Annotated in this window: 11 protein-coding genes and 1 tRNA gene; 6 read left to right on the top strand and 6 right to left on the bottom strand. The window is 61.9% G+C overall.

Annotation, left to right across the window (positions count from 1 at the left end; translation table 11 throughout):
* Nucleotides 1-13 precede the first annotated feature (13 nt).
* Complete coding sequence (gene dxr, locus ASD31_RS04070) at nucleotides 14-1,207, bottom strand: 1-deoxy-D-xylulose-5-phosphate reductoisomerase (protein ID WP_056329773.1); 1,194 nt, start codon at nucleotides 1,205-1,207, stop codon at nucleotides 14-16.
* Nucleotides 1,208-1,354: 147 nt separating this feature from the next.
* Here dxr and ASD31_RS04065 point away from each other — a divergent pair, with 147 nt between their 5' ends.
* A complete protein-coding gene (locus ASD31_RS04065) occupies nucleotides 1,355-1,777 on the top strand; it encodes an META domain-containing protein (RefSeq protein WP_082520401.1) in 423 nt (140 codons plus the stop codon).
* A gap of 82 nt (nucleotides 1,778-1,859) precedes the next feature.
* On the opposite strand, the gene ASD31_RS04060 is transcribed toward ASD31_RS04065, so the two are convergent.
* Together ASD31_RS04060 and ASD31_RS26890 are read right to left on the bottom strand one after the other, a co-directional pair.
* Nucleotides 1,860-2,072: a hypothetical protein gene (locus ASD31_RS04060; protein ID WP_056329770.1), complete on the bottom strand. Its 213-nt coding sequence runs from the start codon at nucleotides 2,070-2,072 to the stop codon at nucleotides 1,860-1,862.
* 197 nt (nucleotides 2,073-2,269) lie between these two features.
* Nucleotides 2,270-2,401 (bottom strand): hypothetical protein, encoded by a 132-nt coding sequence (locus ASD31_RS26890; protein WP_274534250.1) that lies wholly within the window; start codon nucleotides 2,399-2,401, stop codon nucleotides 2,270-2,272.
* 201 nt (nucleotides 2,402-2,602) lie between these two features.
* On the opposite strand from ASD31_RS26890, the gene ASD31_RS04055 reads away from it, so the two are divergent.
* On the top strand, nucleotides 2,603-3,886 hold the full coding sequence (locus ASD31_RS04055) for a cystathionine gamma-synthase family protein (protein ID WP_056329768.1): 1,284 nt from the start codon (nucleotides 2,603-2,605) through the stop codon (nucleotides 3,884-3,886).
* Nucleotides 3,887-4,097: 211 nt separating this feature from the next.
* Here the strand turns inward: ASD31_RS04055 and ASD31_RS04050 are convergent, their stop codons facing one another.
* Together ASD31_RS04050 and ASD31_RS04045 are read right to left on the bottom strand one after the other, a co-directional pair.
* Nucleotides 4,098-4,784, bottom strand: coding sequence for an acyltransferase (locus ASD31_RS04050; protein WP_056329764.1), 687 nt, complete (start codon nucleotides 4,782-4,784; stop codon nucleotides 4,098-4,100).
* Between the two features lie 103 nt (nucleotides 4,785-4,887).
* A tRNA-Arg gene (locus tag ASD31_RS04045) sits at nucleotides 4,888-4,964 on the bottom strand.
* A 232-nt stretch (nucleotides 4,965-5,196) separates the two neighbouring features.
* Here ASD31_RS04045 and ASD31_RS04040 point away from each other — a divergent pair.
* From ASD31_RS04040 to metH, 4 genes are all read left to right on the top strand, one after another.
* On the top strand, nucleotides 5,197-6,093 hold the full coding sequence (locus tag ASD31_RS04040; RefSeq protein ID WP_056329761.1) for an ROK family protein: 897 nt from the start codon (nucleotides 5,197-5,199) through the stop codon (nucleotides 6,091-6,093).
* An 11-nt stretch (nucleotides 6,094-6,104) separates the two neighbouring features.
* Entirely contained in the window at nucleotides 6,105-6,599 is a 495-nt protein-coding gene (locus ASD31_RS04035; RefSeq protein WP_056329758.1) for a heme-degrading domain-containing protein, read from the top strand.
* 18 nt (nucleotides 6,600-6,617) lie between these two features.
* The gene (locus ASD31_RS04030; protein ID WP_056329756.1) at nucleotides 6,618-7,775 is read left to right on the top strand and encodes an AGE family epimerase/isomerase; all 1,158 of its coding nucleotides are present in this window, start codon (nucleotides 6,618-6,620) and stop codon (nucleotides 7,773-7,775) included.
* A gap of 161 nt (nucleotides 7,776-7,936) precedes the next feature.
* The gene (gene metH, locus ASD31_RS04025) at nucleotides 7,937-11,710 is read left to right on the top strand and encodes a methionine synthase (protein ID WP_056329753.1); all 3,774 of its coding nucleotides are present in this window, start codon (nucleotides 7,937-7,939) and stop codon (nucleotides 11,708-11,710) included.
* Between the two features lie 258 nt (nucleotides 11,711-11,968).
* On the opposite strand, the gene ASD31_RS26480 is transcribed toward metH, so the two are convergent.
* The coding region (locus ASD31_RS26480; RefSeq protein ID WP_210168914.1) for a hypothetical protein at nucleotides 11,969-12,160 on the bottom strand (192 nt) is incomplete at its 5' end.

Genomic DNA, 12,160 nt, shown 5'->3' with positions numbered 1-12,160 from the left:
ACGAGGCCGCCGCTCAGGCGGCCTTTTCCGTGGCGGAGACGGCTTGCGCCGCGCGGATGCGCGCTTCGTCGTCTGCGGCATAGACGTCGTCCATGGAGAGCGCCGGAGTGATATCCGTCATCCTCTCCATCACCGTCTCGGCGATATCGGCCATGTCGAGAAAGCCGATGCGGCCGGCGACGAAGGCATGGAAGGCGATTTCTTCCGCCGCGTTCATGATCGCGCCCTGGAGGCCGCCGCGCCGCATGGCCGTGCGGGCAAGGCGAAGTGCTGGAAAGCGAACCTCGTCCGGTGCCTCGAAATCGAGCCGCGCAATCCGTGCGAAATCGAGCCGGTCGACATTCAGCTTCGTGCGCGTCGGATAGGTCAGCGCATAGCCGATGGCGGTGCGCATGTCCGGGCAGCCGAGCTGGGCGAGGACCGAACCATCGCTGTAACCGACCATGGAATGGATGATCGACTGCGGATGGACGACGACTTCGATCTGCTCGGGCCTGGCATCGAACAGATGCTTTGCCTCGATCATTTCCAGAGCTTTGTTGAACATCGACGCGCTGCCGATGGAGATTTTCAGGCCCATCGACCAATTGGGATGGGCGCGGGCGATCTCGGCGGTTACGCCGGCCATCTGCTCGCGCGTCCAGGTACGGAAGGGGCCGCCCGAGGCGGTGAGCACGATGCGCTCGACGGCATGGCGCTGGTCGTCTTCGAGCGCCTGGAAGATGGCGCTGTGCTCGCTGTCGACCGGGATCAGCCGGCCGCCGCCTTTTGCGACGGCACTGACGAACAGATCGCCGGCCGAAACCAGGCATTCCTTGTTGGCAAGGGCGATATCGGCGCCGCGCCGGGCGGCGGCCAGTGTCGGGGCAAGCCCGGCCGTGCCGACAATCGCTGCCATGACCCAGCCGGCATCGCGGTCGGCGGCCTCGATCAGGCCGCTGCGGCCGGCGGCAACTTCGATATTGGTGCCGGACAGAGCGGATTTGAGGTTTTCATATTGGCCCTCGTCGGCGGTAACAGCCAGTTCGGCACCCACGGCTTTCGCCTGCGCGGCCAGGAGGTCGATATTACCGTTGCCGGTCAGAGCCGCGATCTCGAAGCGGTCACGGCCGCCGAGTTGATCGATCACATCAAGCGTGTTGGTGCCGATCGAGCCTGTCGAACCCAGAATGGTCAGGCGGCGTTTTGCGTTCGCGCCGGAGGTCATGGCCAAAGTCCCGTTGTCTTCTTTTCTTAAGGATGGCTCTACAGGTGAAAGCCGGTGGCAACAAGGGTGTTGCAGCTCTCTCAAGGGCTATAGGGTCTGCAGGCTGCGAATCATCGCCGTGGACTTCGCCGTTGGAAGGGATCGCCCGTGCTGAAACTTGCTTTGCTTCTTTCCTGCGGCTGCGTGCTTCTCGACGGCCAGTCGGTGACGAATATCGCCGCGGCCTCGGTGCCGGCGGAGCTTGTGGGGACGTGGCTGGCGGAGGATATTTCCGGCCGCGGCGTCATGGATTTCCTGCAGACGACGCTCGAGATCAACGATGACGGCACCTATTCGGGTTTCGCCGGCTGCAACAGCTATACCGGTGTCTTTAGCTTGAGTTCCGGCATCCTCGCCTTCGGCCCGGTGGCATCGACGCGCAAAATGTGCCCGCCGGCGGTGATGGACCAGGAGAGGAAGTTTTTCGACGTGCTGAAGACAGGCCTGTCATGGACGATCGACGGAACGAAGCTGCTGCTGGCAAAGCCCGGTGCGACGAGCGGATTGCTGCTGGCAAGGCACGACATCTAGCAACGGATGCCGACCACGCGGTTGGGTGGGCCGCGCACGGCGGGACTTGCGCTAGAGCGCTGCCAATCTCCAGGCGTCTCGATCAGGATTTTTCGTCAAGCGCCTTGAGGACGCGACGCAGCAATTCCTCTTCTTCCCAAACGCCGTGCCGATAGAGCGTCAGCACCAGGGCTGCGACGGGATCATTGGCATCGCTGTCGTCCGGTATCTTGCGGGCAACCTTTGCGGCATCGAAGACGCGCTGGCATAGGCCGACATGATCGGGGAGCATCGGCTCGTTGCGCCATTTCGTCATCGTCACGTCTCCTGCCGTCCATTGCCATGTAACAGCGCTTTGCCAAGCGGCAGCACCGCCCTTCAGGTCGCGCCGGAACGAAGACGTTCGGCCAGCCACCGGCGTGGACGCTACGAGTGAAGACTGATTGTGGCGGATTTTCTACCGGCGGCAGCGCGGTACCGCAAGCCAGCGGCACGATGGACGGACCGGCTTCGTCAGCTCGATTGGGCGGCTGTGGCCGGGTCGATCATCGGCACGGCGGCGTTCAGGTCGTTCTGCGAATATTTGATCGCGAGGATACTGAGGATCGATCCCACGATTACGAAGACAACGGCTCGCATCGTCATTTGCATTTTCTTGTTCCTTTTTTAGCTGAAGTGCAAACGCTCCGGCTGGCCTGTTGTTCCGAACGCGGGAGCTCGCCTTCTGCCGCTGCAGTTCATATGGTTAGTGCCGAACCGTCAGCCAAGCCTTTTCGCTGGCGGCCGATGCGCCGATCTGGTCTAGTCTGCGCAGGGCAATGGAACCTGTTGAAGCCGGAGACCGTCATGACCGCACCGCATCCTTCCAAAACGCATATCGGCAACCACGCGCTGCATCCCGAAACGCTGATGCTGAACTACGGTTATGATCCGGAATTGTCGGAGGGCGCCGTCAAGCCGCCGGTGTTCCTGACCTCGACCTTCGTGTTCAAATCCGCCGAGGAAGGGCGCGATTTCTTCGATTTCGTTTCCGGACGCCGCGAACCGCCGGCGGGCACCTCCGCAGGCCTGGTCTATTCCCGCTTCAACCACCCCAATAGCGAGATCGTCGAGGACCGGCTGGCGGTCTATGAGCGCACCGAAAGCTGCGCGTTGTTTTCTTCGGGCATGTCGGCGATCGCCACCACCCTGCTTGCCTTCGTGCGGCCGGGCGATGCCGTCCTCCATTCGCAGCCGCTTTATGGCGGCACCGAAACCTTCCTGGCAAAAACCCTGCTCAATATGGGCATCGCCGCCGTCGGCTTCAGCGACGGCGTCAACGAGGAGGCGATATGGGCGGCGGCGCAGGACGCGATGCGGAAGGGGCGCGTTTCGGTGATCCTTGCTGAGACGCCGGCCAATCCGACCAACAGCCTCGTCGATATCGCCATGCTGCGCAGGGTCGCCGATGCGATTGGTGAAAAACAAGGGTATGTTCCGGTCATTGCCTGCGACAACACGTTGCTGGGGCCTGTCTTCCAGCGGCCGATCGAACATGGCGCCGATATTTCGCTCTATTCGCTGACCAAATATATCGGCGGCCATTCCGACCTGATCGCCGGCGCGGCGCTCGGCTCGAAGGCGGTGATGAAGCAGGTCAAGGCGCTGCGTGGCGCCATCGGTACGCAGCTCGACCCGCATTCCTGCTGGATGCTCGGCCGATCGCTGGAAACGCTGTCGATCCGCATGGAAAAGGCCAATAGCAACGCGCTCGATGTCGCCAATTTCCTGCGCGACCATCCAAAGGTCGCTGGCATCCACTATCTGCCCTATCACGATCCCGCTTCGCCGCTCGGGAAGACCTTTGCCGCGCAATGCACCGGCGCCGGCTCGACCTTTTCCTTCGATATCCGCGGCGGCCAGCCCGCGTCGTTCCGCTTCCTCAACGCGCTGCAGATCTTCAAGCTCGCGGTCAGTCTCGGCGGTACCGAATCGCTTGCCAGCCATCCGGCCAGCATGACCCATTCGGGCGTGCCGCTCGATGTGCGCGAGAGGATCGGCGTGCTGGAATCGACCATCCGCCTGTCGATCGGCATCGAGCATCCCGACGATCTGATCGCCGACCTGACGGTGGCGCTGGATGCGGCCTGAGGCCGTTTCCAAACGATTTTTCGTTATGTCTTGAAACGGTTACATTGCCACGCCATATTACACCCATGGAATTGGTTTCCAGCGGTTGACCACGGATGTACTGGCAATTGCTGTCGAGACGGTTCCGGGAGGTCGGGTTTTCACCCGGCCTTTTTCTTTGCCCGCTCCCCGGTTATCGCGACTATCCCGGATAGCGTCGGCGCAAAACGGCCTATAGAAGCGGCAAATCCTTCCACGCATAGAGGTCGTCATCCGGCAATCGGATATTGCCCTTGCGCGACCAGGTCACCCGCTTCGAGGTGACGGCCTGCGCGGGCGCACCGACGATCCGCGCATTGGAACCTCTGATCTCGCCGAAAACGGACGCGCCAAATCCGACGATGTTGTCGTCGCCGATGACCGCGCCCTTCTGTACGAAGACCCGTTTCGAGACCCAGACATGATCGCCAATATAGACGCCATCCGGCTCGTTGAGCTTTTTCATGGCATCGAGATCGACGATCGAATGCGAGTCGGAGGTGCGGATTTCCACGTCGGACGAGAACATGCAGTCCCGGCCGATATAGACCCCGTGAAGCCGTCCCTTGCAGAATATCCTGACCTGGTTGAAGGTCGTGGCTGCGCCGATCAGGACCGTAATATGGCTTCCGCCGATGCTGATGCTGCCTTCAAGGTTCACATCCGATCCGAGGATGATGCGGTTCCTGTCGCCTTTTACGCTGATGGCGAGCTTGGAGGTGACGGCGCGAGGTCCGCGAAACAGGATGTTGTCATCACCGATGCACCGCACGGATGCAAAACCATCCTTCAGATCGGCAATCGCCAACTCGTCCAGATAGTCGGGCAGGTCGACGTCGATCTTTCCGATTGTCTCGTTGACCTTGAATCTCGCATGCATCACGCGCTCCATCATGGGTAGCACCGGTTCTGGACCGTGCGACGAAGCCCGTCGCTGCCGCCGGCTCCGGCCAGCCTGTGATCGCGCCGAAAAGTTTGAACGATGGTGATCCCAATTGGATTCGAACCAATGGCCTCAGGATTAGGAATCCTGCGCTCTATCCTGCTGAGCTATGGGACCAGCCGGGAAAACCCATACAAAAGCCGGGCGCGGAAGCCAAGCGTTTTCCCACCTGCTTGATGGCGAAGTTTTCGTTCGCATTTGCGCGCAAGGCTCTTTCTGACATGCGTGGGAATGGGCGGGGCTGGCGCCGGATGGTTTTCCGATGTTACACGGGATGCGGCGGCGTGGCAGGGGAACCGACCGGTGCAGAGCCGCCTTTGCAAAGAAACCATCACGAGTTTGATCCAGCATGTTCATCGGAATTGATTGGGGCGGCACGAAAATGGAGGTCATCGCGCTGGAGCGCGACGGCACGACGAGGGCGCGCCACCGGATCGCCACGCCGACCAGTGGCTACGACGCCTGCATCCGGGCGGTACAGGAGCTTGTCGCCACCGCCGAGCAGATGGCCGGCGAACGCGGCACCATCGGCATCGGCATTCCCGGAAGCCCCAATCCGCGCACCGGCATCGTACGCAACTCCAATGCGGTCCTCCTGAACGGCCAGCCGCTGGGGCGCGACCTTGAGGCGGCGCTCGGCCGCGAGGTGCGGCTTGCCAATGACGCCAATTGCCTGGCCGTCTCCGAGGCGGTCGATGGTGCCGGCAGGGATGCGCATACGGTGTTCGGCATCATCGTCGGTACAGGTCATGGCGGCGGGCTGGCGATCGGCAGGCATGTCCATGCCGGCTATCAGGGCATTGCCGCCGAAATCGGCCATTATCCCTTGCCCTGGATGACCCCATCCGAATATCCCGGCCATAAATGCTGGTGCGGCAAGCATGGCTGCCTCGATATGTATGCCTGCGGCACCGGCGTCGAACTGGACTACCGGCTGGCGACCGGGATCGACCGGCGCGGCCGCGACATCATCGCCGACAAGCGGGCAGGGGAGCCGATGGCAGCCGCCGTTTACGCGCGCTTCGTGGACCGTCTGGCGCGCAGTCTTGCGCTGCTCACCAATGTCATCGACCCGGATGTGTTCGTGCTCGGGGGCGGCATGTCGAATGTCGATGAGATCTACGGAGAATTGCCGGATCTGATCGTCAAATATCTTTTCGGCGACAGTTTCGAAACGCCGATCCGCAAGGCAGTGCATGGCGACAGTTCGGGTGTGCGCGGCGCCGCCTGGCTTTGGAAGGACTGAAGGAGAGAACCATGAGCATCGAGGCGGACATAGAGCGCATCGCGCTGCAGGAACGGGAATTGCAGTTTGCCAGTTTCAGCCTCGAAAGCGGCTGGGAACTGGGCGCGCTGCTGCGCAGCATGGCGGTGGAACGCAGGCTCGGCGTCGTCATCGACGTGACGCTGTTTTCCATGCCGGTCTTCTATGCCGCGCTCGAAGGGGCGACGCCCGACAATCCCAACTGGGTGCGCCGCAAGCGCAATTGCGTCTTCCGCTTCTTCAAGAGCAGCTATGCGGTGGGGCTTGGGCTCACCCGGCAGCAAAGCACTCTCCAGGCGAAATTCGGACTGGCGGAGGCCGACTTCGCGCCGCATGGCGGCAGTTTCCCGATCACCGTCAAGGGCACGGGCTGCATCGGTGCCGTCACGGTTTCCGGCTTGCCGCAGCGCGAGGATCACGCCATGGTCGTGGAGGCGCTGGCAAGGCTTCTTGGCAAGGAGATCGATGCGCTGAAACTGGACGACTAGCGAAATGGATATGTGACGATGGATATAGCCGGTTTTTCCACGGAACTGAACGAATGGCTGGCGGGTGCGGCCTTGCCGCTCTGGCAGGAAAGTGGTTTCGACCGCAAAAACGGTGGCTTCGTCGAGACCATCGACATGGCCGGGCAGCCGACGCGGGCCAATCGTCGTTCACGCGTCCAGCCCCGTCAGGCCTATTGCTTTGCCGAAGCCGGACGTCGCGGCTGGAAGGGGGACTGGCAAAGTGTCGCCACCGAAGGGCTTGCCTATTTCGACCGGGTCTATCTGCAGCCTGACGGTTTCTACGGCGCGTTGGCGGACGCGGACGGCAAACTGCTCGATCCGTCCTTCGATCTTTACAACCAGGCTTTCGCGCTGCTCGCCTTCTCCTATCTGGCGCAGGTTTTTCCCGACCGTCGGGCGGAAATGGCCGAGCGCAGCAATCGCCTGCGCGAGAAGCTCGAAGCCTATTGCAAACATCCCACGGCCGGCTTCGAGGAGGACAATCCGCCCCGCCTGCCGCTCTGCTCCAATCCGCATATGCATCTGTTCGAAGCCTGCCTCGCCAGCGAAGAGACCGAGGGTTTCGACCGGGTCGCCTGGACCAATCTCGCCGACGAAATCGCCCATCTCTGCATGGACAATTTCATCGACCGCGAAACCGGGGCCTTGCGGGAATTCTTCGATCACGATTGGGCGCCGATGCCTGATGACAAGGGCCGCATCGTCGAGCCCGGCCACCAGTTCGAATGGGCCTGGCTGCTGTTGCGCTGGGGTGAGCGGCGCGGCAATGCCGACGCGCTGGTCAAGGCCCGCCGGCTGTTCGAGATCGGCGAGCAATATGGCATAGCGCAGCCGCGCGACGTGGCCGTGATGACGCTGCTCGACGATTTTTCCGTCGCCGATCCGGTGGCGCGGCTCTGGCCGCAGACGGAATGGCTGAAGGCGGCCGCCCGTTTCTCTGCATTGACGCAAGGCGAGGAACGCGAACGCTATCTGCGCTCCGCCGTGCGGGCAGCGACCGCGCTATCCCGGTTCCTGGATACACCGGTGAAGGGATTGTGGCGCGACAAGCAGAAGGAAGATGGTGGTTTCATCGACGAACCGGCGCCGGCCAGCAGTTTCTATCACATCCTCTGCGCTATTTATGAGCTGGACGATTGCCTGAAGAGGCTTTGAGACAGTAATTCCCTGTTTGTTTGAACCGGCCCGCTTCGAAAGGAGCGGGCCGGTTTCGTTTCTGCAACGGCACGGATTACAGTGATATGTTGACATAAAGATATCTTTATGTGATCTGTCTTTTTGCACGCTATTGTCGTTTTCAGAACGGGAGATTGCCCATGTCCGCCATCGATGCTCTTTTCGGGCCCGTTTCGCCCCTGCCGGATGGATCGGAAGTCATGGCCGCGCTGAAGGCGGCGGCGCGCGAGCGCATCCTGATCATGGACGGTGCGATGGGCACCGAAATCCAGCAGCTCGGCCTTGGCGAGGAGCATTTCCGCGGCGAGCGCTTTGCCGGCTGCGATTGCCATCTGCAGGGCAATAACGACCTCCTGACCCTGACCCAGCCCGGCGCCATCGAGGAAATCCACTATAATTACGCCATTGCCGGCGCCGATATTCTGGAAACCAATACCTTCTCCTCGACCTCCATTGCCCAGGCCGATTACGGCATGGAGGCGATGGTCTATGAACTGAACCGCGACGGCGCCCGGCTGGCGCGGCGGGCCGGATTGCGGGCGCAGCAGGTCGACGGCAGGCGCCGTTTCGTCGCCGGCGCGCTCGGGCCGACCAACCGCACCGCCTCGCTCTCCCCGGATGTCAACAATCCCGGCTTTCGCGCCGTTTCATTCGATGACCTGCGCCTTGCCTATGGCGAACAGCTGCGCGGCCTGATCGACGGCGGCGCCGATATCATCCTGATCGAGACGATCTTCGACACGCTGAATGCCAAGGCGGCGATCTTCGCGACCGAGGAAGTCTTTACCGAAAGGGGACTGCGCCTGCCGGTGATGATCTCCGGCACGATCACCGATCTTTCAGGCCGCACCCTGTCGGGCCAGACGCCGAGCGCCTTCTGGCATTCGGTGCGCCATGCCGATCCCTTCACCATCGGATTGAACTGCGCGCTCGGCGCTTCGGCCATGCGCGCCCATCTGGCGGAAATCTCGACTGTTGCCGACACCTTCGTCTGCGCCTATCCGAATGCCGGCCTACCGAACGAATTCGGGCGCTATGACGAAAGTCCTGAGGATATGGCGGCCCAGATCGAGGAATTTGCCAGCAGCGGCCTGGTCAACATCGTCGGCGGCTGCTGCGGCTCGACGCCGGAGCATATCCGGGCGATTGCGCAGGCCGTGTCCCGGCATCCGCCGCGCCGGATTCCAGACGTGCCGCGGCTTATGAAACTCTCCGGGCTCGAGCCCTTCGTGCTCACAAAGGACATTCCCTTCGTCAATATCGGTGAGCGCACCAATGTCACCGGCTCGGCCAGATTCCGCAAGCTGATCACCGCAGGCGATTTTTCCACCGCCCTCGAGGTCGCCCGCGACCAGGTCGCCAACGGCGCCCAGATCATCGACATCAACATGGACGAGGGCCTGATCGATTCGAAGCAGGCAATGGTCGAGTTCCTCAACCTAATGGCCGCCGAACCGGACATCGCCCGGGTTCCGGTGATGATCGATTCCTCGAAATGGGAGATCATCGAGGCCGGGCTGAAATGCGTCCAGGGCAAGCCGCTGGTCAATTCCATCTCGATGAAGGAAGGGGAGGAGGCCTTCCTCCATCAGGCAAGGCTCTGCCGGGCCTATGGCGCCGCCGTCGTCGTCATGGCGTTCGACGAACAGGGCCAGGCGGATACCAAGGCTCGCAAGGTGGAGATCTGCACCCGCGCCTACCGGCTTCTGACCGAGCAGGCGGGTTTCGCGCCGGAAGACATTATCTTCGATCCGAATATTTTCGCGGTGGCCACGGGCATCGAGGAGCATAACAATTACGGCGTCGATTTCATCGAGGCCACCCGCGAGATCACCGAGACCCTGGCCCATGTCCATGTGTCTGGCGGCGTCTCCAACCTCTCCTTTTCGTTCCGCGGCAATGAACCGGTGCGCGAGGCGATGCATGCCGTCTTCCTCTACCATGCCATCCAGGCGGGCATGGACATGGGCATCGTCAATGCCGGGCAGCTCTCCGTATACGACCAGATCGAGCCGGAGCTGAAAGAGGCCTGCGAGGATGTCGTTCTCAACCGGCGCGCCGATGCGACCGAGCGGCTCCTCGAATTGGCCGAACGCTTCAAGGGCGCGGCCGGCAAGGAAGCGCGGGAGCGGGACCTGAAATGGCGCGACTGGAGCGTCGAGAAGCGGCTCGAACATGCGCTGGTCAATGGCATCACCGAATTCATCGACGCCGATACGGAAGAGGCGCGCCAGAAGGCGGAGCGGCCGCTGCATGTCATCGAGGGGCCGCTGATGGCCGGCATGAATGTCGTCGGCGATCTGTTCGGCGCGGGAAAAATGTTCCTGCCGCAAGTGGTGAAATCCGCCCGTGTGATGAAGCAGGCGGTGGCGCTTCTCCTGCCCCATATGGAAGCCGAACGGCTGGCCGGCGGCGGGCTTGGCGAACGCCAAAGCGCCGGCAAGGTGCTGATGGCGACGGTCAAGGGTGATGTTCACGATATCGGCAAAAACATCGTCGGCGTCGTGCTGGCCTGCAACAATTACGAGATCATCGATCTCGGCGTCATGGTGCCGGCGGCGAAAATCCTCGAAATTGCGCGGAGCGAAAAGGTCGACATGATCGGCCTATCCGGCCTGATCACCCCCTCGCTCGACGAAATGGCGCATGTGGCCGCCGAAATGGAACGCGAAGGCTTCGATATTCCGCTCTTGATCGGTGGCGCCACGACAAGCCGCGTCCATACCGCCGTCAAAATCCATCCGCGCTACGAGAAGGGCCAGGCGATCTATGTCACCGATGCGAGCCGCGCCGTCGGCGTGGTGTCGAGCCTCCTGTCCCGGGAGGCGAAGGACGGCTATGTCGAGACCCTGCGCGCCGAGTATCGGAAGGTGGCCGACGCGCATGCGCGCAACGAAAGGGAAAAGCAGCGCCTGCCGCTTTCCAGGGCACGTGCCAATGCCCAGAAGGTCGATTGGGGCACCTATGCGCCGAAGACCCCGTCCTTCCTCGGGACGCGCGTCTTCGAGAACTGGGATCTCGGCGAACTGGCACGCTATATCGACTGGACGCCATTCTTCCAGACCTGGGAGATGAAGGGCGTCTATCCGAAGATCCTCGACGACGAACGCCAGGGAGAGGCCGCCCGCCAGCTATTTGCCGATGCTCAGGACATGCTGGCGAAGATCATCGCTGAGAAATGGTTCGTTCCGCGCGCCGTCGTCGGCTTCTGGCCGGCCGGTGCCGTCGGCGATGATATTCGCCTGTTTACCGATGAGGCACGGACGCAGGAAGAGGCCGTTTTCTTCACCCTGCGCCAGCAGATGGGCAAGCGCGACGGCAGGCCCAATGTGGCGCTCTCGGATTTCGTCGCGCCGGTCGAGAGCGGCGTGAAAGATTATATCGGCGGCTTCGTCGTCACGGCGGGGATCGAGGAAGTGGCGATCGCCGAACGCTTCGAACGGGCCAATGACGATTATTCCTCGATCATGGTGAAGGCGCTGGCCGACCGGTTCGCCGAAGCCTTTGCCGAGCGGCTGCACGAATATGTCCGCAAGGAGCTCTGGGCCTATGCGCCGCAGGAGGACTTTGCCCCGACCGAACTGATCGGCGAGCCCTATGCCGGCATCCGCCCGGCGCCCGGCTATCCCGCCCAGCCGGACCATACGGAGAAGGCGACCCTGTTTAGCCTGCTCCAGGCCGAGGAAAAGATCGGCGTGGCGCTGACCGAGAGCTTTGCCATGTGGCCCGGCTCCTCCGTGTCCGGCCTCTATATCGGCCATCCGGACGCCTATTATTTCGGTGTCGCGAAGGTGGAGCGCGACCAGGTCGAGGATTATGCGGCGCGCAAGGGCATGCCGCTGTCAGACGTCGAGCGCTGGCTCGGCCCGATCCTCAATTATGTCCCGGCCCCAAGGGCGGAAGCCGCCGAATAGGCAGGCTTCGGCCAGATTTAAGGCAGGGGAGGGGTGTCTCCTCACACCGTGCATCCTCCGGGGACTTCCCCGGAGGATGATCCAAGGTTTTGCCCTCCCTGCAGATGGGCATCTTCCAGCCGTGACACCAGGGGGACGTCAGCCACCTGTCGTTCGGGCTTCGCCGGCTGATTTGCGCCCAATCCCCGCGGCAATAGTCCATTTATCATATCGATTGTATTTGCTGTTGGTTGTGTGATTGGAAATATCTGTTGTTTATCATGATGTTGGAAGATTTTTTGATTTTTTGGAATTGGGCTGTTGACTTCGTTCGGGGGTGGGGCCTATAAACCGCTCACCAACGAGGGCGGCGGCGCTGCTGGCGACCGACGAACTCGCTCTGAAATTTCCTAGTGAAAGTTTAGTGCGGATTGTGGGTTTCAGGCGGGAACGCTTTTGGCTCTTGTGGGT

The sequence above is a fragment of the Rhizobium sp. Root482 genome (assembly GCF_001426565.1).
Classification (GTDB): Bacteria; Pseudomonadota; Alphaproteobacteria; order Rhizobiales; family Rhizobiaceae; genus Pararhizobium.
This window is presented reverse-complemented; position numbering and strand designations above follow the sequence as displayed.

Coding starts and splice junctions, on each gene's coding strand:
- dxr (WP_056329773.1), bottom strand. CDS start 1,207: ATGACCTCCGGCGCGAACGCAAAACGCCGCCTGACCATTCTGGGTTCG.
- ASD31_RS04060 (WP_056329770.1), bottom strand. CDS start 2,072: ATGACGAAATGGCGCAACGAGCCGATGCTCCCCGATCATGTCGGCCTA.
- ASD31_RS26890 (WP_274534250.1), bottom strand. CDS start 2,401: ATGACGATGCGAGCCGTTGTCTTCGTAATCGTGGGATCGATCCTCAGT.
- ASD31_RS04055 (WP_056329768.1), top strand. CDS start 2,603: ATGACCGCACCGCATCCTTCCAAAACGCATATCGGCAACCACGCGCTG.
- ASD31_RS04050 (WP_056329764.1), bottom strand. CDS start 4,784: ATGCATGCGAGATTCAAGGTCAACGAGACAATCGGAAAGATCGACGTC.
- ASD31_RS04040 (WP_056329761.1), top strand. CDS start 5,197: ATGTTCATCGGAATTGATTGGGGCGGCACGAAAATGGAGGTCATCGCG.
- ASD31_RS04035 (WP_056329758.1), top strand. CDS start 6,105: ATGAGCATCGAGGCGGACATAGAGCGCATCGCGCTGCAGGAACGGGAA.
- ASD31_RS04030 (WP_056329756.1), top strand. CDS start 6,618: ATGGATATAGCCGGTTTTTCCACGGAACTGAACGAATGGCTGGCGGGT.
- metH (WP_056329753.1), top strand. CDS start 7,937: ATGTCCGCCATCGATGCTCTTTTCGGGCCCGTTTCGCCCCTGCCGGAT.